This window comes from Alteromonas sp. ABH4_456, assembly GCF_056160645.1.
Window position 1 is genome coordinate 1 of record NZ_JBSWXO010000002.1, and the last position, 25,113, is coordinate 25,113.

The window sequence follows — 25,113 nt, forward strand, 5'->3', positions numbered from 1 at the left end:
TCTTACTTTTCGCCTTGCCCATTCTTATTCGCCACCAGGAAATATGACGATCTGATCAGGTAAACGCTGTAAAGTTCAATTTAGGCAACAAAGCCGTTAATAAGCATTAACGTTACCTATTTATGATGTATCTTTTTTTAAGTTACAGTAGTTCACAAATTAAGAATACTTATTTTCTTTACTAGAAAGCTTCGATTCCAGACGTTAAGAGTAAGTTATTTATCAAATCTGTTTAGGAAGCTCTCTGCAAGCTCATACTGGTAACTTCTTATAAATTTCATTAGATAAGGTCGAGACTGGGCGTTTTTGGCGTAATACGCCAAGGGCACATTCACATCAGAAAACCGAATCAAATCTATTCTGATATAGTGTTCTATGCTTTCCAGTCGCTCCAGAAAGCGATCAAAGCAATCCCTAACAAATGCTTCTTTTCTAGTGAATTTTAAATCATTAATGCGCATTGCGCTTGCGAACTCTTCCTCTGATATGACCTCTTTACGCTCATCCGATATACGATACTCTCTGCCAGCCCAATCAAGCATTTGAAGAGCGCTAGCACACCTGTAATCGCTTTTAATATCGTCTACCAAAGACTTCGCTTGTGAAGATTGTTTCCAATGATGTTCGACTTCTCTCTGACGTCGATTTTGACGCATCTCAAAAATTGCCCGCCAAACTCCTACTAAACCTACAAAAATGGCGATTAATTTGGCTATCAGTTCAACTTCATCTTTTATCGTAATAAGGTCCATTTATATTTTCCACGCAGTAAGGTAATTAAGTAACTACTTTTTGTGACGAAGAGACAATGAGGCAATATTTCTATCTTCAAGACTTTACTATTCAGTGGTAACAAAGTTATTAATACTCATATTTAACTCAAAAGATACGATAATTTTTATAGACAAACTAGACTTGTACACTTGTTAAAATAGCCTAGGATGCTTCAAACCAGATAACACTTTAACAACCTCTTTTAACTTAGCTTCGGAATGTGTAATCGCTGTAAAGAAGGCTAAATACGGCTCCTCTTCAAAATGATTTTCCTTGAACTCAAAATGTTCCGGTACTGCTGTATCAATGCGAATATTAACATCAGAAAAAATGGCTTTGAGTTTAGTGTTGGTGAAGTCCCCCCAAGATTCAATTTTTCCTGGGTTTGCAGCATATAGTGGATAGTGAAGACAATGTATTCCGCTCTCTTTAGACTCGAGCGTCAATTTTTTAGGCTCTAGCCCTAATTGCAAGTAACAATGAATTTTTTCTAAATCATACCCGCTTCTATTCATTGCAGATAACCACAGCATACCTCCAGGTGAACGCGCATTAACTTCGATCAGGTTAAGCTCTCCGTTCGACTCAATTCCTTCAATATGAAAAACACTATCAGGGTATCTAAGTCCACGGAGTATATGTCTAGCAAACTCGCATACTACTTTTTCTTCTGTAGTAAAAGATTTGAAATTCGGAAAATTTTCGTTAAACGACTTTATTGGAGGAGTTACAGTAGGACCGTCGCCAATATAGGAACTTTGGATAATTGTTAATTTATGTTGTACGATCGCGTAGATTTCACCGCCGATCAAATATCCATCAATCGAAAACTCAGTGCCGTCTATAAAAGGCTCTATAACTTTAGCCATGCGTCTTTCGGGCGAAACATTCAATGTTTCGAGAACATCTTCAGGAAAAAGTTTATTTTCTGGAATCGGCTCCTTTGCGTATTCGACTGCGCGAAGCCAAGAGTTAAAAATTTTTACTCCCTCTGCACTTGCACCAAACGCAGGTTTTACAACGTATCTACCACTTGGAGAATCGATCTTTTTAAGATGAAGTGAGGACTTTGCATTTACTTCAACAAATTCTGTACAGAAATTAAAATGTGATAAATATCTTTCTTTATCACACTTGTATAGGGACATAATTTCTCGACAAGCAATCTTATCGCAAGCGTACAAGATACCTAAATCAAAATTACCAAGTACCTCTTTTTCAATTGCTAGTTTTGGTAGCAAAGCAAATTCGTTTAACGCAATAAAGCGCAAAGTTCCAGAATCAATTTCTTTAGGAAAGAAACGAATGAGCTCTGACTTTAAATTCTTTATGTCTCCTTTGAAAACTCCGCTGATTCCAAGAGGAACATCACTGTAGCTTGAATCCCAACCTTCAACAATCGCGATAAAAGTCTTAGAATCTTTAACTAGATGCTCTCTCAACTTCGTCACAAAGCGATGAGTCTTCTCGTAAATTTGGTCAACAACGAGTATTACAGTTAGTTTTTTCATAAACCATTACGACCTAAAAGCAATTAGTTGTTTTTGGCGTTCGATTTATCGAAGTACAAATTAAGCAAGTAAAAACCGAACATTATTTTTCCTAAAAACAACATCCAAGCAATGCTATTGGCGGAAACGGCAGAAGCAAATAACTCAACATTGTCTAAAGAGCATTTAGTTAAAAAAGTATGTTCTTTAACAGTTAAGCAGTCACGGCCTGGAGCAGCCAGTTGGGCAGCTCCAAACAACAGTATGCTTAAATTAGTTACTGTATCTGGTGACTTAAAATTTCTGCGCAATACTGAATACAAAGAGAGAACTATGAGGCAATTGCAAATATTTACCATAAGCCTTAGAGCTTGATCATTCTGTTCATTAACTGCTTCACCTTGAATACTTCCACGCCAAAGTGTAAATGCAACAAGTGCAAAGCTTATAACAACAATGGGTAATATTTCCGCTCGTCGGTCTTTTTGACGAGGAGAGTTTTTACTCACAAACACCCAAGCTAAAACGAAACAAATAGTCCCAAACATTTCAATATATGGCTCGACAATTTGCTGGTCATGATTGATTAAATGGAACGCGCCAATCAGTAGGTATGCTAGAGACAAAAAACCTAATGGCATGGTCATTGGCTTAAATGACGAATCCATGCAGTCATACATGAAGCACACAGCTAGGAGCAATCCTATAGTAAAACTAATAACTGCTGAAAAGTTCGCAGTTGGATTTACCTCAATAAAAAATGCCGAAATTATAGCCACTACGAGCCCCGAAACTACTGTTCCTAGCCATGTGCTTTTCTGGAAATACTCATCTACTCTTTGCTTTGCCGAAGTTAGATTCATTTCAAATGGCTCCATTACAAAATTACTAGTCGTTCCATTGAGGATTATTTTCAGTGACTGATAAAACTGATGTAATTTTGAATTAAATTAGCTTAGATTGTCGTAAGCTATTCATCTTTTGAATCACGAACTTTTTCATCAATTTCAGCTGACATAGTGTGCTCTACTTCCTGGCCACTAGAAAGACCGGTCACTGCAAACTTCAGTCCTGCAACGAGCCAGCTTATCCCGAACGCTATTAAGCAAACTACCTCAACCCAAAATATGGATTGGTCACTCGGCGCATCAGTATCAGCTAAAAGAAATCGGAGACAAATAGAGGCAATCATACTTAGTCCGCACATGTAATAAATGATTCTTCGCCTAAAAAGCTGTTTCTTAAATTGCGGATATTTTTTTTCTTTTTTGCATGTTCTATGGGCAAATATAAAACATAATATGCACAGTATTCCAATAAGTCCGAAAGCACCTGTAAAGTGTACTGTAGGCGTCAATTCCCACGAATACATATTGCAATGTGCGTCTGGCGAATTTTCCCAGAGTTCTTTGCACTTTGTTGGTAAATCTTTAAGAATGAGGGGATTTTCCTCAGTAAGCATAGCAATCCATCGTCCGTCTATGTCAGTGGGGAAACAAGCCACCAAAAGAGCAAACACTCCGGCTAATTTGGTCAATATGAACTGAATTCGACTCGTACCGTGAAAGGCAAATAAGAATGACGCGACAATGAATAGTATCCCAACAAACGGAATAACTGAGCCCAAGTGGAAAGTAACACTTATACTCGTTGGAATATTCGAAATGGTCCACGTTAGATCGGTATAAAAAAAATAGGTAATAGTAGTGATGAGCGCAACAGCGATTGCCAATAAACCAACTATCGTCCTTAGAGCCTCATAGTAGAAGATTTCTTTATGAATCGCTTTGTCCATGCCTTGCCTATCCCCATTTCACTTATTCTTAATCCTGCATTCAACAAGCTGCATATTTTAGCAAGTTGTCACTTGTAAAAAATTAAATCAAACATAAGTGTTACCTGTCAGATTTCATATTTTGCGGATTAAAAGTTTGCACTAAAAAGAATCATAAGGCCGCCCACATCTCTTTTCTGTATTAAATCTGAACTGTCTGTAAAGCTCGTTGTATCTCCGTCTTTTAAACCATCGCGCAGTGTTTCAAAATCTGTATCTCGAAAATACCCTAACCCTATGTTCATATTCATCACATCTTTTTGACGCAGGCCAAACATCGCCCCAACCCCCATCACCGAACCCAAGCTATTACCTTGCTGCGTGGCAAGACTAACTGATACAAATGGACCGACGCCATATTGGTATTTTCCTCGTGACCAGTCCCAAAAATAATGAGCTTCAAGCATCAAAGCTAACTGAGTGCCCACCTTTTTCCCAACAAATATGGTTCCATCGCCTCCTTCAGCATTACTTTCAATTTCAACATCTTCAATATAGTCTGGCCCGTTGTATGAGAGGAAAACTAGCGCGGGGTTCCAATTAAACCCACCGAAGTCAGCAGCTTCCTTTTTCTCTTCTTCTGCCTTTTTTGCATCCTCGATAGCTTCCACAACTTCCGTTGGAGCAGGCGCGACAGTGTTTGGATTCGATGTTGACGAAGCGGAGTTTAAAGTACTCAACCGCGCTAGTGCAGGGTCCCTTCCTGTCGCAACTCTTTCTAATAATAAGTTTTCTACGTTTTTAGCTGCTTTTGTATAAAGCTCAATATCTTCTGTTTCGTAAGGCTTTTTGGGTAACCCGAAACCTGCGTCCACACACTCTTGAACATTACCAAAATTGTTCCTATAACCAGATGTTGTTAAAGGGTAATAAGTGCTCCCCTTTCCATGGCACAAGTAATTTCTCGAAAGTTTAACTTCAGGATCTTTGCCTTTACTATTCTGTATATAGACACCGAACTCTTCTTGATTTTGCGTTTCCGCTGCTATATTGGCAACTTGTGCTAGAATTGCGGATGGGTAAAGAGTTAGAAAAACGATAGTTGTTATAAAAAATGATTTGAGAGGTTTCATAGAAGTTCCTTTTCCTTGCTAACGTGATCTTTCACAACTTAATTAATAAAATTGCAAACCAAACTGATCATTTTTTAACCCACCAAAGGCTACAAAGCAAGATATTTGTTCAATTATTAATCAACCCTCTGTTCTATGACTAATAACTTGGCCACTCCATTATTTGTTTCCCTTTCATTAATCTATATTAACGTTACCTATTCGAGTAAAGATAAGAAATTAGCTTTCCACTTTTGAATACGATATGTCATGCAAGCGAATAGCGCTCACTTCAGAAGCAAATGTTGAATAATTAAAGGGTTGTAAATCTCTGCCAAGATAGTTGGGTGACGTCAACATGTTGGAGATATACAAGATGAAAGCTAAGCTGCCTCATATTGGTATTTTTTGGGTCTACAAGTCGATTGTACTTGCTAAAGCAATGCCTTTGAATAGTGCAGAGCCTGATAGCCTTTCACTCTATGACAGTGACTTTAGCCATTTAGTAGAGTGGGAAGAGCATAGAATATACCTTCCGTGTTTTCCTGAGCTCATTGCTGCTGAATATCAAGAAGTCAGCAGGGGTAGAGTAATCTACTCTGGAAACTCAAAGTTCTTTAAAATATATGCAGACAGAAAAGTGGTACAGAGCGTTGAGCTTCAAACCTTGGTATGTGATAAATTTAATCTAATACCGAGTCAATGCACTTGGAAGCGAGACAAGCATTACCGAATCTTTAGTTCATAAAAAGCTTACGAAAAAGTTAAAAAGTCGCTCAGTAAAGAATACGCAAGCAAATCATAGGGACATGACGTTGAATATATTTGAAGTAATAAACAATAGTATTTCTGATTTTGTAGAAAACCAAGAAAATAAAGCGCTCAAGAGAGGTACAGGCTCTTATTCGATACCGTTTAGAGGCTCTATCTTTGGAGAAATCGAGACAGCAAAAGTATTAAGTAAGCTTAATACAGAATCAGTCGATGTGATTTGGTTAGGCTCAAATCCTAATGTTCCTGAATCTCTCGACGCTATTTTGACTCCTTCCTCCCCTTCTCACTACGAGGGTTTTGTGCAACAAGCCATGAACGACAACTTCAGCGAAGCGTACAAAAATAGCGATGGTGTGAATGCCCCATTGTGGGATCCTATTAACAAGCCAAACAACAAGTGGCAATTCTACTCAGAAATATTCAACAAGCGGTTTGGCGAACACAAAACGCTCATGGCTAACATAGTGCTGTGGGGAAGTAGGGATTTTAAAAGCTTCACCTCTCAGTTGGCTAGACACGATAAAGCGCTTTTAGACAGAGCCATTCAGTTTTCGTACAAGCTGAACAATCAGATAATAGAGTACTTCAAGCCAAAGGTTGTTCTTGTTCCCAAGAGCTTTAATAGCCCATCATCAAAGAATTGGCTGTTACACTCTTCAAACTTAACAGACATACAGCATCACGAAGTGAGAGGTAAAGTAACGTTCAAGTTTTCAGTAGGTAAACTGCAAAAAGACGATTTTAAAACAACTGTAATATCAGCCCCCCACCCTTCATACACACCAAGAATTGGTCGTGAATTTAGAGAATCTGCGCAAAACGCTATCTTCACAGTATTACAAAATTGCTGATACACATTACTCAACACGTCTACAGTAGAGTGTTGCTTGCGCTATCATCTGGCAACACTGTCAACTGTTCAAGAAAATATCTTTGTAGCGTTCAAGCATTTTAATGCGTTTAGTCTCTAGAGTGTTAGGAGACAGAATAAGATTACGTGTGTTGCTCCTCTCTATACCAGATAACGTTCGCTTCCCCATTAGTTTGACTCTATCTTCGATGGGCATTTCGACTAACGAATCGGGAGCAATGATATCAAACTGACTCAAGAAACAAGGCACACGCTCCATCTCTAGTAGAGAATACTTTTTCGCCGAGTGTTTATATGAATAGACATATGCACTCTCGACCCTAGTTGCATACGATATGTTTTCCATAACCATAAGGGCATCATTTTCGGTATAACGTCGTTTATTAAATATGAGGTTAAATAGCTTCGATACCGGACAATAAATTTTGTTCTTTATGGTCGCACCGCACTCAGCTTTAAAAATATCATAAGTGGCCTGAGTAAACGGTTGCTCTTTACCTCTTATTTTCCAATTAAACTTCTCTTCCTTCCCGAACAAACTGTTATGAACAATTTGAGGAGCAAAAACATTATGTAATTGAAGGCCATTTTCCATTAACGATATGATAGAGTTTTTTGTCGCGCGTTTACGCTCGCTCCCTAGTAGCTCGTTAAACCAATTAAAAAACTCGGCTAACTCACCATCCTTAAAATAAGAGGGAGTGAAGTTGATTTTAACATGCCTAAAATCCACACCACCGTTGTTACTAATTAAATAAAGCCTTATCCCACGTTCTTTTTTAAATTTCAAAACCCAAGAATATTTATAATATTTGTTGCTTGAACTTTGTTCTAAAGTAGCATTTTTAGGACAATCGCCAGCGCTTAACCGACTCCTTATTTTTAAAGACTTTTCTTTAGATATACCGTAGCCAATTGTTAACCTATCAAAGTCTGGGTCAACCCATCGAGGATTATCTAAGTAGCGATAAAAATTATCTGAGTTTCTTTTTAAAAATCCGTCATTACTTACTATGGCACTAAGTGCGCTATCTCTGTCCTCAATTCGTAGTGCCGAATAAAAGTCTTGAATTAACTTTGAATCCTTCTTTTGAGTTTTGGCGTTACTGCACATTGAGTCATTAAGTTTGCATCGGGAACGTAGTTGACGAAACCTCCTTCTACTACAATGATTATTAATGAAATTGTTATTATGTACTGTGGTAGTAGTATAGTTAGTAGTATTAGTGATAGTAGTAGTGTACATACTGATAGTTGTGTGCGTGTGTAACATGTATTTAAATTAGTTAACTCACAAAATTTTCCTATTATTTTAAAAAATATCTTTTACGCCTCAAAAACGTGCTCTAGCCCTGCTAATACCGCATCCCTACTGCATTTTTACGATATTACATTTTTCAGAATGCAAGCGTTGCGCAACGACTTATCATTAAAGAAAATGTGTTAGTAGCTACTAACGTAAAATGAGTTTCGCACACAACGCTCTACTTCCAATCCACTTTTAAGCCGTAGCACTACGTCAAAAAGTTCAAAAATCACACTGTAGCACTACGCCTTCTCACTTACAACAAAAGCGTAGCACTACGCATAAATTCTTCGTGAGTCAGAAAAATTAGTACACTTACTTATTGACAAGAACACATTTCGCTCTTAGTTTGATCATAAAGAAATCAACTTCCATCGAGATTATGAAAAGAAAAACTTTCGACACCGAGACATGGATAGGGCAAGGAGAGGCTCTGTTAAAATTAGGAGTGAATGTTTCAAAAGAAGACACGATTCACCACGAAACAATGAATACTATTGCCCTAAATCTTCCACTATTACGAAAAGCATTAAATGCTGGAAAGAACGATAAAGCAGAAAAAATAACAAATGAATTAAACAGTTTAAATAGCGATATTGACGACCAAGTATGGAAAATATGGAGTACAAGAATTCGCGTTAAGAAAAATAACGAGAGAAAAAACACCGTTAGATTAGAGAATGAATCTTTAACATATGTTAAAGATTACTCTAAAGCGAGAAAAACGACAGTTAACTCCTTATTTAAAGACCTTAATCATGAGTATTTCTTCGTAGAAAAATCGCAAAAAAAGTATTTAGACTCTTTCATCGAATTGACAGTAGAGGAGAAAACTCTTTTTAATTTTATTTGCAGAAAAGTAGTGAACTGCATTAATGAAAAAGAAAAAATTAATCTGGCAAAAATAACATTGGAAGCGAGAGGTGAAATACCGGTACGCGGAAATATTTATCACTTCGGCTCTATTAACCATAAAATCGAGCCTACCGTCAAATACACAACAAAGCCTTTTAAAAAAGTTCTACAAGAAGGTTCTATAATTCACCTAGTTGAGCCTTTACCTCGAAGGATTTTAAGACTTCTCGTATTGCTTCGTCAAAGGTACTTAAACTAAAAAACCACTACTTTCATGCCGAATATACCCGATATAGCGAAATAATAATTATTATTTCGCTGGGACAAAACAGCCATATAAATCATTAAAATCGCCTGATATTATCTTCTTCGCTTTCTAAGCACTTCCATTCAAATTCAATACTTTTAACTACAACTTCGGAGCATTTTATGAATGCAGCTTGCCCCTATGCGCTGTATTTAGGTCGACTTGCGCCTAATAGTCAGCGCTCTATTGCTTCACAGCTAAATAGCATCGCAGACATGATGGGTTGGACTGATGAAGAGAGAACAGATAAATATCATCATATCGATTTTCAACAAGCTACCTATATTAAAACGAAGCTTATTACTCAGGGTTGGTCAGCTAGATCTATCAACAGAGCAATGATAGCGATCAGAAGTATCGTAAAAATAGCTGTACTGTCTGGACTCGTTCCAGAAATGCAGTCGATTCAACTTCGGGCTATCAGCAAAGTGAATCACGGCAAACATAATGGAAAGCCTCTCTCAACTGAGCAGGTCAGAAAGCTACTGATAAAGTTACAACGCGATACATCTGTTCTTGGTATTCGAAACTACGCGTTAATCTCAACACTTTTAGGCACAGGGTTACGACGAAGTGAACTAGTAGCACTCTTGGTAGAAGACTTTATCGAAGGTACTGCTCTGGTCGTCAAAAAAGGAAAAGGAAACAAGAGCCGAACTGTTCATCTGCCAGCATGGACGCAACTTGCGCTGAATCAATGGCTAGCACTTCGAAGTAAAAGCAACGGCCACTTGTTTGTTCGAGTCGCAAAAGGTGGAAATATTAAACACAACACCGCGTTGTCATCGTGCTCTATCTATTCACTCACTAAAAAGTCGCTAGCATCAATTGGCGTAGAAGGAGTCTCGCCGCATGACCTTCGACGAACGTTTATCACACGATTACTTGAACAAAATGTAGATATAAACACTGTGCGCCAAATGGCAGGACATGAGGATATCAGTACAACCATCATGTACGACAAGCGAAATGAAAAAGTGATGCAAGAAGCTGCATCTCTACTTTCCTATCAATAATGGGGCGCTAGCATGTCTTATAAAGTACTCAATAAGTCGAGTGAGCTTAATTACCTTGCATGTGAATGGGGCAAGCGATTACTCAACTATCTGCCTTCAATCGATACCGATATACTCAGTAAAAGTCTTGCCAGTAATTTGCGTGGTAGCAAGGTAGCTACACAATCGTTTTTCATAGGTAGAAGCAAAAACGTCAATTACAAAGCTTGCCTCACTATTACTGATACTCAGCCTCAGGTAACGAAAACCTTTTTAGCAAATTGTCGCTATATCAGAACCGTGATGGACTTGCCTAAGCAAACCGAGTTACTGATTCAGTTCGCCTTACTCTCGCAGGTTAACAAGTGGATTAGAGCGCTTTCTTCTGAGGTGCACATGCAAACAAGCCACCTTTCGTTAAACGAAATCCTCAAAGACATTTCAGGCATCAGTGACGAACTATTTTCTCACGCAACAGCGCAGCTCAATCATTATGGTTTTCTGCCTGATACAGACTTTTTGTCCTTCGAATATGGCGCAATGCCAAAAGCACTTGTTCGAACGTTGCTAAGTGAAACAATTACCTCAAGGGAAACACTAATAGCACCGTTGCTGCATCCTTCGCCCGACGCAAGCTTCACATTAGATGATTTTCCTCACGTGAATACTGCGCTTTTGTCGCAATATCTCACTGCTGCTAGTAAGTCTAGACAGTCTGGAGCAAGTATTTTGCTCTATGGAGCTTCAGGAACAGGTAAAACAGAGTTATCGAGGACACTTGCCAAATACTGCGATAGAACACTTTACGAAATTCGCTCTACTGCACTTGCTAGCAATTTTTCTGAAGATGAGTTCAATAGCCGCTTTCCAAACAAAGAAAGGCTACGTTATTTAGCGTTACTTCAATCATTGCTGACGCGTAAGGCGGACGCTATGTTGCTGGTAGATGAATGCGAGAGTTTATTCGATTGTGCTGACAGCCAATACAGTAAAGAACATCTACAGCGATTCATTGAGCAAAACGAAATTCCCTGCATTTGGATTACAAACCATATCCAATATCTTGAGCCAAGCTTTATCAGGCGATTCAAGCTCGTATTAGACGTTCCTACGTTAAGACCAGAAGAAATCGAACAGATAACGCGGCCTTACTATCACGGCTTGAGTGTTTCTTCCTCAGCACGAAAAATGATTAGTCAAACAGAGAACATTACGCCAGCAATTGTTGCTAACGCAACACATGTCGCTCACGCTGTAAACGCTAAACGTGCTCGCGCAGAAGCTGTAATCGGTCAAGTTGTCGAAGCGTCACTAAGAGCAACGGAGCAATGGCAAAATAAACTTGAGTACAAAAGTGAGCTACCTTTCGATACGAGCTACTTAAATATTAAGCAGTCAAAGGAGTATCTTAACGAAATAGCGTTTGCACTTAAACAAAACCAACCAGCGAGGACATTAATCTCAGGTCCTCCAGGAACAGGCAAAACTGCTTTCGCGCACTATTTGACAGAGCAATATGGTAGGAAACTGCTGCGTGTTAAATGCTCTGATATTTTAAGTAAATGGGTGGGTGAAAGTGAGCAAAAGGTGGCTGAGCTATTTCAACGCGCTCATGATGAGGAGCAAGTCATATTGCTTGATGAAGTGGATAGCTTACTAAGCTCACGTGAAGCGCTCACTGCTCATCACGAACATCAGCTGGTTAATAATTTCTAACGCAAATAGAGTGTTTCACACAGCCTTTATTCGCTGCTACTAACTTTTCCGACAAGCTTGATAAAGCCGTGTTACGTCGGTTCGATTTCAAACTAGACTGCCAATATCTTACATCGACTCAAGTAATAGAGTTGTACAAAAAGCTCACTAGAGTAAGAACGCTCAAGGAAGCTGAAAAACAAAGGCTATCTTCACTGCGCAACCTTACACCCGGTGATTTCGCTCTATTGGCTCGTCGAAAGAAGTTTCAACCCAAAATTCAAATTCGTGACTTTGCCATCAACCTGTTGGCAGACGAAAACCTGCGTAAGCAGAAACACACCTCAATGGGCTTTATCCGCCCTTAACATTCAAAGGTAAACATTATGACTACATCTGTATTGAGTTCACTCAAGGTTATCGCTCGTCCTGAAATTAAGCAAAAGCCACCGGTATTGAACAAGCGCATGAAGCTAATCAACCGACTCGAACAGCAAAAAAAGCTCGCCACTTGCATGCTTGAAGACACACCATTCGTGGCATACAAAGAAAAAACAGTCAAAGATCCAGAAACAGGAGAACGAATTAAAAAGCGTTGGCAGGCTACTGTTCGTCCTTGGTACTACGACACCGATAACCACTATTTCCTTGAGGTTAAGGTGGGCATAAGAGCAATCGAGTTACAAAAGGGGAAACCAGCCATAGATGTTGGCGAGAAAGAAAAGCTCCCAGAAGTCATCGACATCTTGATAAGCGCGGTAGAAAAAGGAGAGCTTGATGAGTTCTTAATATCGCCGCCAAAGACTGTCGCAAAGGGGAAGACTCCGGCCAACGCAAAGTTTGCAAAATCGTAGTTAGCCCCCTGCTCTACTCATCAGTTATCGTCCTTAGCGCGTGACTGTATGAACAACGACAACAAACCAAGAGTCGAGTGCTGTCTATCTAACAAAAGTAAGTCGCACTTACGTAGCGCTAGCGTTTCAGAAGTAAAATGAATAGCGCTACTGAAAGCTTCGTACAGACGCGCTAGGCAGCACTCACATTAATAGATTCCAATCAGAAGAGTTTTTATTATGCATATTCATTATGAGGGACTCGCTTTGCCTGTCTCAAAGCGATTTGCAAAAGCAATCGTCGATTTACTTGTACAGCACAGCGTGTCACAAACAAGCGTGACAATTAATTTCAGAAACCCAAATTACTCAGCTGAAAATGGTGGTTTTCACCCTGTAGAGATTCGTTTGGAGAAACGTAATAATGCATGGCACTTTTGCTACGTCACCGATTTTGCCTATATAGGAAGTGGCCCCAATGCAGAGCTAGCAAAAGACCTCGACTTTGATTTCGATGCAGGTGTTTTTCAAAACCTGTTCGGTGTGTTTCCTATTGAGCAGGCAACTGATATGTACCAAATATGGGAGGGTAACTTCTTGCATTACTGGCAGGAGGCTAACGCATTTTATATTTCTTGCGTAAGCCAAAAATAGTAAGTGACTAAACGTCTCCGAAATACTGCTTTAAGAAAACGTAAGCTTTCTCCTTCTCTGAGTGAGGCATTGCTTGCATAACAGCTAAGGTGTTGATCTTACCTGTAGAGGAATCCCAAAAATTCTTTTTGACGACTTGGTGTCTTCCGCATAATGCTTGCCACTGTGTTGGATCAAGTCGATCAGCATTTGGATTAATTGAGTGAGGTTGCATATGGTCCGGAGTCAATTTTACAGTACCTCCCCCGATGTGATCTTGCTCACCTTCTTCCAATCGGCAATACTCTCCTCCCTCACGCCATTCACAACGGTACTGAGCTCTTTCAAGAACTTTGTTCCAAGTTGCTTTGGTTGGGAGTACTCGTTTGCCTGCGGTCGCTCTTATATCTAAAGACTGAAGGACATACTCGCCAACAGCTAAATAAGCTCTGTCTCTCTTTGAGAGGATTGTATAACCTGAATCGGTACGCAGCTCTGAAAGCCTTTGGTGCCAATTTTCTGGTTCTACATTTGTAATAGGATCTTTTGAGACTTCAATCAACATCTCACGAGTAACAACTTTTCCAACATTATCAACGAAGAAAGCTTCTAGACGTTCCTTTATGCTCTTTTGTGTATATTGTTTTTCAATAGAACCTCTCGGGTACGGGTTAATGCCTGACACAGCTTTCCTTTTTGACAGTAATGAGACCTGATAGAATGAAACCAGATTACGAACACGATGACAACATGCTAGAACACATTTTAGACATAGAACAACAAGATATATCTGAACTTGTTGAAGATGAAGGGGATAAAACAGTTGATTTTGAGGCTGCTAATTCCTGCACTTTATATATTGGCGACAATTTAACCAACCTGTCAAAAGTTTCTAAACGTTTAGTTGGACAGGTAGGATTTTGCTACATAGACCCTCCATACAACACTGGCAGCAAATTTATCTACCCTGACTCTTTGAAAAGCAAAGAAAATAATATCTTTGGAAGTCATGCAGCATGGATGGAGTTTATGTCATCTAGATTGAAAGCTGCCAAATTATTACTTTCAAAGAAAGCCATAATTGCTATTAGCATTGATGACTACGAACAACCTTATTTGAGGGTTGTGATGGATAAAGTATTTGGCGAAAACAACTTTATCGGCTGCCTTTGCATTAAGAGAAGCAACAATGGGAAAGGTGCGAAGAATAGTATCTCAAGTAATCATGAATACGTTGTTGTTTATGGAATGTCAGATCAATCGAAGGCCATGGGTTTGATTGAAAAGGATACGGAAAAGTATGACAAAGCGGACGAATGGGGTGCGTATAGATTAGATGGCTTGTTTCGAAAAAAAGGAGATGCAAGTTTAAAAACTGAGCGACCAAATATGTTTTATCCGCTGTATTACGACGATAATGGCAGGGTCTATACTGAAAAGCTTAAAGATGGATTGAAAGAAGTTTTCCCTGTAGATAGCAAAGGAATAGAAAGGCGTTGGCTCTGGGGAAAAGATAAAGCAAATAGTGAATACTGGAAGCTTTTTGCAAGTAAGGGTGGGGTGATATACGTCAAAAACTATCATTCGAACGATAAACGTGTGAAACCCAAAAGCATATGGAGCGATAACAGATATTTAACTGAGAGGGCTACAAATGAAATCAAAGATATATTTGGTGACAAAGTTTTTGACACTCCAAAACCAATAGCACTCGTAGAAGACTTAATCGACTGCTTTGCTGAAAAAGATGCTTTGATATTAGATTTCTTTGCAGGAACTGGAACAACTGCACATGCCACTTGGAATTTAAACAAAAGAGACAACGGGAATAGAAGAGTAATTTTAATGGAGAACAATTCAGAGATTTCTCAGAAACATAAAGCTTACCATCATGGCTATAAACATATTCATGAAATAACAGTAAAAAGGCTTGAGCACTTAGGAAGGATTTACCCAGACTTTTCTTTTAAGTGCGTTAAATAGGATTTACAAAGGGAATTTTGATATTGTCGACTAAATTTACAATTTCAGAAAGTATAGAAAAGCATGGTATCGCGATACTCCCACCTATGGACGTATTCGATAGTATCAAAGTCGTTAACGAAGTCGGCTTGAAGGTAAGCGTCTCGATGTTAGATCCTTGGTATAACAAAGGTGTTGGTGGCGTTCGAGAAGATTATGTTGAGTTTATTAACACAATACTGGCCTCTACTAGTACATTCTCTGAGCATCTTTATCTTTGGGGTTTTCCTGAGATTGTCTCGATCTTTTGTAATATGATACCTGACGGATTTAAGTTAGAAGCTTGGCTTACTTGGTATTACAAGAACAATCCATCGATCATTAGAGGGTGGCGTTCCTCTCAGCAAGCTTGCTTACATTTAAAAACACCAGAAGCACCGATGTATCCAGAACATTTTTTGAATGACATTCAAAAAGAGAAGCAGGCTGCTGGAAAGCTTCGGTATATACCAGGACCAACAAGCGTGATTGAAGCAGCCTTGAATATCGGATTTATAGGCAGAAAAGAGCAGACTGGACACCCAGCCCAAAAACCAGAAAAAGTTTATGAAAAGCTTTTAAATATGGTGTGCAAAGAAGGGAATCTTGTATTTGATCCCATGGCAGGCTCTGGAACGACAGGCTCCGTAGCTAGGAAATATGGTATAAACGCAATCCTAGCTGACCATGACGAAAACTACATTCAAATAATGGAAAAGAGATTAGGCATCAATCGAATATCATTATAGAACGCCTTACCTACTCTACTCCATAAGTATGTTTCTTTCGTGTCTCATTCGGAATCAAAAAAGTTAATCATTCTATTATACATCGTTTTCGGCTGAGGAGTTTTGACAACCTCTATTTTCGATGAAAACACTTTGTGATATCTTTTATATAGAGTTTTATCCTCTTCATAATTCAGTTTCCATATACATTCAACGCCCAATTTTTGCGAGGTTTTAGGGGAGGTTCGTTGAATAATGGCACTATAAGCTTTGTTATTAATATGTTTAACACTCGTACGTAAGATCTTAGCAATTTCCTGTAAAGAACTGTAGTTGAGTGTTATAGGTTTTTCCAAATCCGCACCATGACTGTCCATTCCTAGTCGCATAGCATTTTTTGCACCTAGTTTGCCGAATCTATGTACACAGCAGTGGCGTAACTGACAAATCTTATCGAACTCCCGGCTAACTCTTTCATCCAACACCAAATGCACTTTTAAGAGCTCTTTGAAGGTGGTCACTATATTTTTTGAGCCTGTGAACGAAAACTCGTCCATGAGAGCCTCTGGCAACATATCTCTATCATGATGAAAAGCTGCTCCAAATTTGATTTCTTTCTCAAATGAGTGCTTTTGAGATAAAGGATCTACCTTCACTATTTCTCTTACTAAAGCTCTGATATAGCTTTCAAATGCTGAAAAATAACCTATGAGCAATACGGAAGCATAAGCTCTATCAATTCCATCTTGCGCTAACCACAGCCTGTTAATAGCGTTGGAGTTATCGATAAATTCATCAATCGGTGAAAGCCAAGGCTTCCGTTCTCTAGGCCCAAAAAAATCTACGGTATTTACAGAAAAAGTTAATGCATCTACCTGAACCATTAATGAGAAATCTGATTGGCTCATTGTAAGAACTCTTCAACGTAAGCAGCTACTAAATTTGTTATTTTTTCAGCTCTTACTTCGCCAACCCGCTTGATACGCCTCAACTCTGTCCCAGGGTCTTGAGAAGCCAAAAGATCTCCTATAGTTTTAAAAGTTATATTTTCACTTTTTAGCTTATCTTTTGTCCACTCTGTTAGTCCTGGTATTTCATGAAGAGGTAAAGACATACACGTTTCAAATGTAGAGCCGTCAACTAGTTCTGCCCCACAGTTGTGACAAAATTTCTGATTTATATTAAGTCTCTCCTCACCACAAGAAGCACACTTTGGTAAATTTAAAGACAGCGAATCAATAGTTTCCCTACTGATAATATTAGAAATTACTCTCCTTACGGGCTGCTTTTTGGAAGGTAGCTTCAATCTTGCCGAAACTTCTTTTGCGGACCAGCCTTTGTCACGCCCTGAAAATGCTCTAGAGTTAAGTAATGCTGACAAATGTGGGATATATCTGAAATATTCGCGCCCCTTCCCGTGCGATACTTTTTCTTCAACTTCGAACAAAAGGCCTGCTTCTACAAGTAGGTTCAGCATTCTAAGAACGAACGGCTTCTCTTCAATTCCAGATATTCCTATCTTAAATTGTTTTTCGCCTTTATCGATATTCTTCTGGTTATCTTCAGTTAAAAGTCTAACAATTTCATTAAAAACACTCTCCCCATTTTCTATAAGAATTTTCAGTTTAGGAGATTTTATTGAGATAGTTTTAAACTCAGCAATTCTATCTTCAATGTTAAGTTGAACAATCTTATTTATACCTTGCTGTATAGTTCCAAAATCTTTATTTTTATAACTTTCCAACATTGAAAGATAGGCTCTTGGTACACCAAAAGATGCGAACTTTAAATACTCTTTAATTTCCTCTGGAATTGAATCAAGATTGGAAGTTCGTTTATTTGCAATAGAATCCATGTCTTCTAGGTATCTAGGATCCTCAACAGACAACCAGACTGAATGTAAAATACCCTCTTGAGTGGGGTGAAACCTTGGGCTGTATTCTGTTGTGCCAGGGTATACTGATGCTTTGGGAGAAACGGTTGGAGATTTCAATACTCTAAAAATTTCGAAGAACTCCTTCATATATTCAGGAGTAAGGGTCAAAGCAGCATCGTCTAAGAGCAACACTGTCCGAGTTCTATTCAGCTCTCTTTGATGACGGTTAATTAGCTCTAGGACCAAGTATATATTTAGGCTCTTGGACAGCTCACTTTCTTCTTTATTTACAGAAAGATTCCTCTCTATTTTGGAAATCAGTGACTTAAGAGTTTTAATACTCACTTTATCAAATAAAACTACATCTTCTGATTCGAGCTCATCGTTTTCAGAAATCGCTAGAACTATTCTCGCTAATACCCACGAGTGAAAGACACTGATCGCATCAGCTTTAGATGCAAGCATCGGCTCCAGCCAAAAATACCGATTGAATGTCACATAAATCGCCGCAGGAAGAGAATGATCTGTTTTGCATTTTGCAGCAATATATCTCATCATGTGAGTTTTACCGCACCCCCTAGGACCTACAATTAGCGCAGTTTGCTTCTTCAATAAAATCGTTTCTACTTTCTTTGAATGCTCATTCTCAGCAGTTAAATCCAGTAGTTTTTCTTCATCCAGATAGTCTGCCCGTTGCTCAAAAGTATTATTAATATCTTCCGGATGTGAAGTCATAATGTAAAGCCCTTGGTAGGTGGTCTTTCTTCGACAATAAACTTAATAATTTATAAATATTATGTCACAACGTTCTGATTTACAAAACAATATGAATTTTTAGCGGAAATGACGGCGATTTAAAAGACGCTTCGAGAGTGAAGAGAATGAAAATTTATTGATCCAACAATACGCAGATTCTATTTTAGGTGCAACTTACAACTTTCAAATCCAAATAAAAAAGCCCTGATCATTTCTAATCAGGGCTTCCGAATGGATGGTGCCTCGACCCGGGATCGAACCAGGGACACGCGGATTTTCAATCCGCTGCTCTACCAACTGAGCTATCGAGGCACATAAACTGTGCTATGTAAGCTTTATAAAAAACTTTGCAAAACTTTGCAAGCTTTATCGAAGTGCTTACTAACTTTAAAACTATTGCTCTAGAAGCTTTCTTGGTAAATCTGACTGGAAGTGCTTGCACTTTTCAATCCGCTGCTCTACCAACTGAGCTATCTGGGCGAAACTTGGTAGCTAGGAGACTTTTTAAAGCCTGTCCTGCTGTGGGTGCGTATTAAACGGATTTCCGTGCTTCAAGTCAACCGTTTTTCTGCATATTTTTTTCAACTGCGCATTAGTTGCGCAATTCAGAGAAAAAAACAGCAACCCGTGCATTTTTCAGCCGTTTAACACTACTTCTTTGGGGGGACGTAGCCTTCGATGGTCGGCTCAACCCCTTCGAACAAAAAGGCCTCCATCTTTTCTTCCAGGAACTTTCTGTCTGTAGGTTCCATCATATTCAGCTTTTGTTCGTTAATCAGCATGGTTTGCTTTTTCTGCCATGCGGCAAAGGCTTCTTTAGAAATATTGTCAAAAATACGCTTTCCCAGTTCGCCGGGATAAAGCTGAAAATCCAGTCCGTCTGCGTCTTTATTCAGGTGCTGGCAAAATACTTGTCTGCTCATGGTGTCTCCTTAAGCCGGGCTGACAAACCCGCGATTGTGGGCATAGTCTAAAGGAATTGTTTTATTTGCGAGATAATTTTTTGCGTGGGTGCTGCAGTACCCACGCCCAGAGGCTCATCAAGATTAAACCAGCGCTGACTATTTTCCTCAACCCGCTGCTGCTCAATGCCGTCAGCCAGAATCAACCAGGGCTGAATATCCAGATGAAAATGACTGAAGGTATGCCTGAAAGGCTCAAGCGCTTTCATTTCGCCCACACTCACCGGTAACTCATCTGCCAGTTCTGTGACCGTCTTATCTGTTTCTATAAATCCGTACAATCCGCCCCAGAGGCCGGCCGGAGGACGCTGCGCCATTAACACACTGCCGTGATAAAACACTGCCACCATAGACGTGGTCCGAACAGGCAAGACTTTCTTTGGCTTTTTACCGGGAAACTCGCCTTGCCGTCCCTGCGCATAGGCCAGGCAATCTGTTTGCAACGGACACGCATCGCAACGGGGCTTTGAACGGGTACATATCATGGCCCCTAAGTCCATCATGGCCTGAGTGTAGTGATTACAACGTTGCTCAGGGGTATTCGCAGCGGCATATTCCCATAGCTGATTCTCCACCGGCTTTTGTCCCGGCCAACCTTCCACGGCATAGAACCGCGCCAGTACCCGTTTAACATTGCCATCAAGGATTGGATGATTCTGACCGCAAGCGATAGACAATACAGCACCGGCAGTAGAACGGCCGATGCCGGGTAAAGCGACAACCTCATCAAGGGTAGCCGGAAACTGGCCATGATATTGCCCGGCGATAATGCCTGCCGCTTTATGAAGATTGCGGGCTCTGGCGTAGTACCCCAATCCCGTCCAGTGATCCAGTACGGCATCCTGCGATGCATCTGCCAGGTCATTTACCGTAGGAAAACTATTCATAAAGCGCTGGTAATAAGGGATGACTGTTGAAACCTGCGTTTGCTGAAGCATGATTTCCGACACCCAAACCCCATAGGGCGTGATATTCTGCTGCCAGGGAAGATGTTTACGGCCATGCACATCGAACCAGTCCAGTACACGTTCTGAGAATTGCTTTGTCATTTAGGCTATTTATTCACTCTTTCTGCTACCCTGCTATGATAACATGCCGCGCTGAATACCAAAGTTAAGCAGGTGTAAGCGTGTCACTTCCTACATTATTCCTTCCGGGCACATTGTGTGATGAAAGAGTGTGGTTGCCGGTATGGCAGAAACTGCAGGTTCATCAGCGTCGCTACGTACCTTTGCAGTGGGCTTCTTCCATTGATGAGATGCTGGCTTTGACCACCGACCGTGTTCTGGCAGGTGAAAAAGTGCACCTTGCCGGCTTTTCCATGGGCGGTTATATCGCTGCACGCTGGGCGATTGATAATCCTGACAGCGTTGCATCACTGACGATGATCGCCAGCTCTCCTTACGGTTTAACTGCAGAAGAAGAAAAACGCCGTGCCCAACTGGTCACGATGTTGAAAAAAGGCAGTTTCAAACCTGACAGCCCGGCCTACATTACCCGCTTTATTCACCCTGACCACCAGAACAACCCCGCTGTAGCCGGTGTTGTGCAGGACATGGGGAAAGATCTCGGTGCGGCCACCTTACTGGCTCACACACAAGCGACCACGCCAAGACCAGCGCTGACAGACAAACTAAAAGCCTGCTCCTTCCCTGTTCATTTCATTGCTGCCGCTGACGACCAGGTAGTCACAGCCGGTGTACTTAAAGACGCCGCTGAAACTATTCCTTCAGCCTCATATACGTCGGTACCCGGCGCCGGCCACATGTGTCTTTTAGAGCAACCGGACACTGTGAGCCGTATTTTACAGTCGATTGTGGACTAATCCGGCGGATTTCACAGCAGTACCACAGTAATTGCAGTAATATTAACCACTCTATATTGCAATCACCCGGGCAGCGGGCATAATGCCGCCCCTGTTTAACCGGTAATAGTGCGGACACGAAAAAATGGGTCAATACAAAAATCAGGAAGAGGCGGAAGCCGCCGGCGTTTACATCAGCAAGGTACGCAGCTTTGTTAAACGTGAAGGCAGATTAACCAAAGGACAGGCTAAAGCGCTGGAATCTTTCTGGCCAACCATGGGCATTGAGTTTAAAGATGAAATGCTGCCTTTACAGGATCTTTACGGTCGCGATGCGCCGGTGGTGCTGGAAATAGGTTTCGGAATGGGCAAATCTCTGGTAGAAATGGCAGAGAACGACCCGCAATCAAACTTTTTTGGTATTGAAGTACATCGTCCCGGAGTAGGCGCATGTTTATCGGAAGCCGGTGAACGTGGCCTGACGAACTTACGTGTCATGGAATACGACGCGGTAGAAGTGTTTAAGAAAATGATCCCTGACGGCAGCCTCGCCCGGGTTCAACTCTACTTTCCTGATCCATGGCATAAAAAGCGTCACCATAAACGTCGTATCGTACAACCTGAATTTGTACAAATGGTGCGTGAGAAGCTTGCTGTCGGCGGTAAATTCCACATGGCGACAGACTGGGAACCTTACGCTGAGTATATGGCGGAAGTGATGAATGCGGCTCCCGGCTATGAGAATACCGCGACAGACGGAGACTATGTACCCCGTCCGGACTACCGGCCAATTACGAAGTTTGAAGTCCGTGGACAAAAGCTTGGCCACGGTGTGTGGGATCTCATATACCAACGTACAGAATAATAAAATAACCGGAAAACACACATGCTCAGCCCGCAAAGCCAGTTAATGGAAAGAAACCTGGCACTTTTTGAAGAAGGTAACTGGTTGATTATCAACCCTGCCGACGCGTACTTTGCCGATCAGATAGATCACAGACCTGTGACCTTTCTTCACCAGTACTTCGACATTTTCAGTGAAAGTGTGCGGGTGATCCCCTGCTGTGAGTTCGACAGCCGCGATGTCAGTCATTCTGAGGCCGGCTTTTGCATTGAACAAAAGACCGGCGCTCACCGCCATCTGTTTGCCCCGTTCACTCCGGCGGAAACCTGTTTTTCTGACATTCTGATTTACATGCCTAAATCAAAAGCGCACATGCAGATGTTGCTGGCCATGGCTGTCTCTGCGTTACAGGAAGGCGGTCGCATTCACATTGTGGGCGAAAATAAAGGTGGCATTAAAAGTATCGGTAAGCTGATTGAAAAGACCGGTCCGTCACAGAAAGTAGACTCTGCAAGGCATTGTAGTCTGGTTACGGTGATGCCTGATAAAGCGGGAACAGCGTTTACCCCCGGGGACTGGATTGACGAAGCTGAATACGAGGTTCAGGGGATCCGGTGGGAAGTCGTTTCCATGCCCGGCGTGTTCAGTCACGGTGAACTGGATGACGGTACCCGTATGCTGCTGGACAAAGGATCTGACCGTTTACGGGGTAAAGTACTGGATTTTGCCTGTGGTGCCGGTGTTATCGGTGCACATTTGCTCCGTCGCTTTCCCCATCTGGATATGACATTGCTGGATGTCAGTGCCCTTGCCATTTATTGCAGTGCCAGAACGCTGGCCGCAAATCAGCAGTCAGCAACACTGGTTGCATCAGACGGCTTGCATGGCGTGAACAAATCTTTCTCACACATTGTCACCAACCCGCCGTTTCATACCGGCGTAAAAACAGATTACACAGTGACCCGCCGGTTTATTGAAGACAGCCGCCGCTGCCTGAACTCAAAAGGCACATTACAAATGGTTGCCAACCGCTTCTTACCCTACCCCGGACTGCTTGGTGATATTTTTCCGCAAACCCACACGGTGGCGCAGGATTCCCGCTTTTCATTGTATTTGAGTATTTGCGGATAGGCAGATTTTGAACTGTGTGGTAACGTTTACCATCACATAACCGGTGTTGATTTAACTGTTTGGTAAACAAAGCAGCGCCATTGCTTTGAGGTTGTCGGGAGTCTTGTTGTGAATATTGTTTTCGCCATTTCAGAAGTGGAAGATTTAGTCAAAACAGGAGGACTTGCCGACGTAGGAAAGGCATTGCCTCTGGCTTTACTGGATGCCGGTGAAAAAATCAGCATCATCATGCCCTATTACAAGGCGATTGCGGACGAATATAAACTCGCCGATGCCTGTGCACAACAGACATTATTTGCCGAAGGTAAGGTATACCACTACAACATCAAACAGTTGTCCTGGCAGGGACTTAATATCTACTTTATTGACTATCCTGAATATTTCGCCCGCGACGGTTTATACAGCAGCACCTATGAAGCCTACCAGGACAATGCTGAACGCTTCAGCTTCTTTTGCGGAGCAGCGTTGAATGCATTGCAGGCTCTGAGTATTCAGCCTGATATTATCCACTGCCACGACTGGCACACGGCCATGCTGCCATTTCTGTTGCGCTTTGATCAGTCCGGCTACTTCAATAAGACGAAGACGGTTTTTACTATTCACAATGCAGCCTTTCAGGGCGTGCACAAACTGGACGACATTCCTTATCTTCGCCATCACCCTGCGATTTTGTCTCAGATCCACGGCGGCTACATCAATATGTTGCAGTCGGGCATCGAATTCGCCACCAAGGTAACAACTGTCAGTCCGAATTACGCAAAAGAGTTGCTTACAGACCTGGGCTCACACGGCCTGCACGACCGTCTGGTCATGCGCCAGCAAGATTTGTCGGGTATTCTGAACGGTTGTGATTACGGGCAATGGAATCCGCAGGACGACGCCTATCTGCCGCAAAATTATTCTGCCGACACCTTACACGATAAGAAAACCTGCAAACTCGCGTTACAGGAACTCAGCCATTTACCTCAAAATCCCGATGTGCCGCTGCTGGGCATGGTGTGCCGTTTAACAGAACAGAAAGGCTTCGGTTACCTTGTCCCTATTTTGCAGGATTTGATGCACCACAACGTACAGATGGTCATTGTCGGCACCGGTGATCCCACAGTTTGTATGGATCTGGATGAGTTTGCCCAGAATCATCCTCAACAATTTGCCTTTATAAACGGTTTCAGTACCCACCACGCTCACCTTGTGGAAGCCGGCTCGGATTTCTTCCTGATGCCATCCCAGTTCGAGCCTTGTGGCCTGAATCAGATGTACAGCCTTGCCTACGGAACATTACCCATCGTACGTTCAGTGGGTGGCCTGAAAGACACTGTCATTGATCAGTGTCAGGATAAAGGAAACGCAACTGGCTTTGTTTTTGATGCCCCGACACCGGAGGCCCTGCTGGCGTGTATCCGCCGTGCCCTGTTGTTCTACTATGAACACCCGGTGCAGTTCAGAGAAATGCAAATCCGTGGCATGCAAACCCGTTTCACCTGGGAAGCGTCAGCAGAATCTTACCTCGCACTCTACAGGACGATGATTTAAAGGATTAAATCACGGATGTTGCTTTATTTTTACGCAACTATAAGCCACTATTGAGTGAA

At 41.3% G+C, this 25,113-nt stretch carries 24 protein-coding genes and 1 tRNA gene; 13 read left to right on the forward strand and 12 right to left on the reverse strand.

Going from position 1 to position 25,113, the window contains the following annotated elements; genetic code table 11:
- Positions 1-215: 215 nt before the first annotated feature.
- The 5 genes from ACXAG2_RS03070 to ACXAG2_RS03090 form a co-directional block, all read right to left on the reverse strand.
- Complete coding sequence (locus ACXAG2_RS03070; RefSeq protein ID WP_039237013.1) at positions 216-752, reverse strand: hypothetical protein; 537 nt, start codon at positions 750-752, stop codon at positions 216-218.
- A 174-nt stretch (positions 753-926) separates the two neighbouring features.
- On the reverse strand, positions 927-2,285 hold the full coding sequence (locus ACXAG2_RS03075) for an ATP-grasp domain-containing protein (protein ID WP_474864470.1): 1,359 nt from the start codon (positions 2,283-2,285) through the stop codon (positions 927-929).
- 23 nt (positions 2,286-2,308) lie between these two features.
- Complete coding sequence (locus ACXAG2_RS03080) at positions 2,309-3,127, reverse strand: hypothetical protein (RefSeq protein WP_474864472.1); 819 nt, start codon at positions 3,125-3,127, stop codon at positions 2,309-2,311.
- 107 nt (positions 3,128-3,234) lie between these two features.
- Positions 3,235-4,059, reverse strand: a complete 825-nt coding sequence (locus ACXAG2_RS03085) for a hypothetical protein (RefSeq protein WP_474864474.1) — start codon at positions 4,057-4,059, stop codon at positions 3,235-3,237.
- 128 nt (positions 4,060-4,187) lie between these two features.
- The gene (locus ACXAG2_RS03090; protein WP_474864476.1) at positions 4,188-5,171 is read right to left on the reverse strand and encodes a hypothetical protein; all 984 of its coding nucleotides are present in this window, start codon (positions 5,169-5,171) and stop codon (positions 4,188-4,190) included.
- A 355-nt stretch (positions 5,172-5,526) separates the two neighbouring features.
- Here ACXAG2_RS03090 and ACXAG2_RS03095 point away from each other — a divergent pair, with 355 nt between their 5' ends.
- Positions 5,527-5,898 (forward strand): hypothetical protein, encoded by a 372-nt coding sequence (locus tag ACXAG2_RS03095; protein WP_474864478.1) that lies wholly within the window; start codon positions 5,527-5,529, stop codon positions 5,896-5,898.
- A gap of 61 nt (positions 5,899-5,959) precedes the next feature.
- Positions 5,960-6,775, forward strand: a complete 816-nt coding sequence (locus ACXAG2_RS03100) for a hypothetical protein (protein WP_474864480.1) — start codon at positions 5,960-5,962, stop codon at positions 6,773-6,775.
- Positions 6,776-6,835: 60 nt separating this feature from the next.
- On the opposite strand, the gene ACXAG2_RS03105 is transcribed toward ACXAG2_RS03100, so the two are convergent.
- Complete coding sequence (locus tag ACXAG2_RS03105; protein WP_474864481.1) at positions 6,836-7,909, reverse strand: hypothetical protein; 1,074 nt, start codon at positions 7,907-7,909, stop codon at positions 6,836-6,838.
- 574 nt (positions 7,910-8,483) lie between these two features.
- Between ACXAG2_RS03105 and ACXAG2_RS03110 the strand changes: the two genes are divergently transcribed.
- From ACXAG2_RS03110 to ACXAG2_RS03130, 5 genes are all read left to right on the forward strand, one after another.
- On the forward strand, positions 8,484-9,215 hold the full coding sequence (locus ACXAG2_RS03110) for a hypothetical protein (protein ID WP_474864482.1): 732 nt from the start codon (positions 8,484-8,486) through the stop codon (positions 9,213-9,215).
- A 170-nt stretch (positions 9,216-9,385) separates the two neighbouring features.
- Positions 9,386-10,279, forward strand: a complete 894-nt coding sequence (locus ACXAG2_RS03115) for a tyrosine-type recombinase/integrase (protein ID WP_474864484.1) — start codon at positions 9,386-9,388, stop codon at positions 10,277-10,279.
- 12 nt (positions 10,280-10,291) lie between these two features.
- The gene (locus tag ACXAG2_RS03120) at positions 10,292-11,974 is read left to right on the forward strand and encodes an AAA family ATPase (RefSeq protein WP_474864486.1); all 1,683 of its coding nucleotides are present in this window, start codon (positions 10,292-10,294) and stop codon (positions 11,972-11,974) included.
- A 365-nt stretch (positions 11,975-12,339) separates the two neighbouring features.
- The gene (locus ACXAG2_RS03125) at positions 12,340-12,807 is read left to right on the forward strand and encodes a DUF6641 family protein (protein ID WP_474864488.1); all 468 of its coding nucleotides are present in this window, start codon (positions 12,340-12,342) and stop codon (positions 12,805-12,807) included.
- Between the two features lie 219 nt (positions 12,808-13,026).
- On the forward strand, positions 13,027-13,440 hold the full coding sequence (locus tag ACXAG2_RS03130; RefSeq protein WP_474864489.1) for a DUF2787 family protein: 414 nt from the start codon (positions 13,027-13,029) through the stop codon (positions 13,438-13,440).
- A gap of 7 nt (positions 13,441-13,447) precedes the next feature.
- Here ACXAG2_RS03130 and ACXAG2_RS03135 read toward each other — a convergent pair whose 3' ends face one another.
- Positions 13,448-14,104: a hypothetical protein gene (locus ACXAG2_RS03135; RefSeq protein WP_474864491.1), complete on the reverse strand. Its 657-nt coding sequence runs from the start codon at positions 14,102-14,104 to the stop codon at positions 13,448-13,450.
- Positions 14,105-14,139: 35 nt separating this feature from the next.
- Here ACXAG2_RS03135 and ACXAG2_RS03140 point away from each other — a divergent pair, with 35 nt between their 5' ends.
- Both ACXAG2_RS03140 and ACXAG2_RS03145 read left to right on the forward strand, forming a co-directional pair.
- Positions 14,140-15,402 (forward strand): site-specific DNA-methyltransferase, encoded by a 1,263-nt coding sequence (locus ACXAG2_RS03140; RefSeq protein WP_474864492.1) that lies wholly within the window; start codon positions 14,140-14,142, stop codon positions 15,400-15,402.
- A gap of 23 nt (positions 15,403-15,425) precedes the next feature.
- Positions 15,426-16,169 carry a DNA methyltransferase gene (locus ACXAG2_RS03145; RefSeq protein ID WP_474864493.1) on the forward strand — a complete coding sequence of 248 codons (744 nt, stop codon included), beginning with the start codon at positions 15,426-15,428 and terminating at the stop codon, positions 16,167-16,169.
- Between the two features lie 44 nt (positions 16,170-16,213).
- Here the strand turns inward: ACXAG2_RS03145 and ACXAG2_RS03150 are convergent, their stop codons facing one another.
- The 5 genes from ACXAG2_RS03150 to mutY all read right to left on the reverse strand — a co-directional run bounded on the left by ACXAG2_RS03150 (position 16,214) and on the right by mutY (position 20,791).
- Positions 16,214-17,056 (reverse strand): hypothetical protein, encoded by an 843-nt coding sequence (locus tag ACXAG2_RS03150; RefSeq protein ID WP_474864495.1) that lies wholly within the window; start codon positions 17,054-17,056, stop codon positions 16,214-16,216.
- Positions 17,053-18,759 (reverse strand): AAA family ATPase, encoded by a 1,707-nt coding sequence (locus ACXAG2_RS03155; protein ID WP_474864497.1) that lies wholly within the window; start codon positions 18,757-18,759, stop codon positions 17,053-17,055. Before ACXAG2_RS03155 ends, ACXAG2_RS03150 begins: the two co-directional genes overlap by 4 nt.
- A 257-nt stretch (positions 18,760-19,016) precedes the next feature.
- Positions 19,017-19,092: transfer RNA gene (locus ACXAG2_RS03160), tRNA-Phe, on the reverse strand.
- A gap of 338 nt (positions 19,093-19,430) precedes the next feature.
- Positions 19,431-19,703: an oxidative damage protection protein gene (locus ACXAG2_RS03165; protein WP_474864499.1), complete on the reverse strand. Its 273-nt coding sequence runs from the start codon at positions 19,701-19,703 to the stop codon at positions 19,431-19,433.
- 47 nt (positions 19,704-19,750) lie between these two features.
- Complete coding sequence (gene mutY, locus ACXAG2_RS03170; protein ID WP_474864500.1) at positions 19,751-20,791, reverse strand: A/G-specific adenine glycosylase; 1,041 nt, start codon at positions 20,789-20,791, stop codon at positions 19,751-19,753.
- Positions 20,792-20,871: 80 nt separating this feature from the next.
- Here mutY and ACXAG2_RS03175 point away from each other — a divergent pair, with 80 nt between their 5' ends.
- The 4 genes from ACXAG2_RS03175 to glgA all read left to right on the forward strand — a co-directional run bounded on the left by ACXAG2_RS03175 (position 20,872) and on the right by glgA (position 25,054).
- Complete coding sequence (locus ACXAG2_RS03175) at positions 20,872-21,567, forward strand: alpha/beta fold hydrolase (RefSeq protein WP_474864502.1); 696 nt, start codon at positions 20,872-20,874, stop codon at positions 21,565-21,567.
- 124 nt (positions 21,568-21,691) lie between these two features.
- Positions 21,692-22,411: a tRNA (guanosine(46)-N7)-methyltransferase TrmB gene (trmB, locus tag ACXAG2_RS03180; RefSeq protein ID WP_474864503.1), complete on the forward strand. Its 720-nt coding sequence runs from the start codon at positions 21,692-21,694 to the stop codon at positions 22,409-22,411.
- A 21-nt stretch (positions 22,412-22,432) separates the two neighbouring features.
- On the forward strand, positions 22,433-23,521 hold the full coding sequence (locus ACXAG2_RS03185; RefSeq protein WP_474864505.1) for a methyltransferase: 1,089 nt from the start codon (positions 22,433-22,435) through the stop codon (positions 23,519-23,521).
- A 108-nt stretch (positions 23,522-23,629) separates the two neighbouring features.
- Complete coding sequence (gene glgA / locus ACXAG2_RS03190) at positions 23,630-25,054, forward strand: glycogen synthase GlgA (RefSeq protein WP_474864507.1); 1,425 nt, start codon at positions 23,630-23,632, stop codon at positions 25,052-25,054.
- Positions 25,055-25,113: the final 59 nt, after the last annotated feature.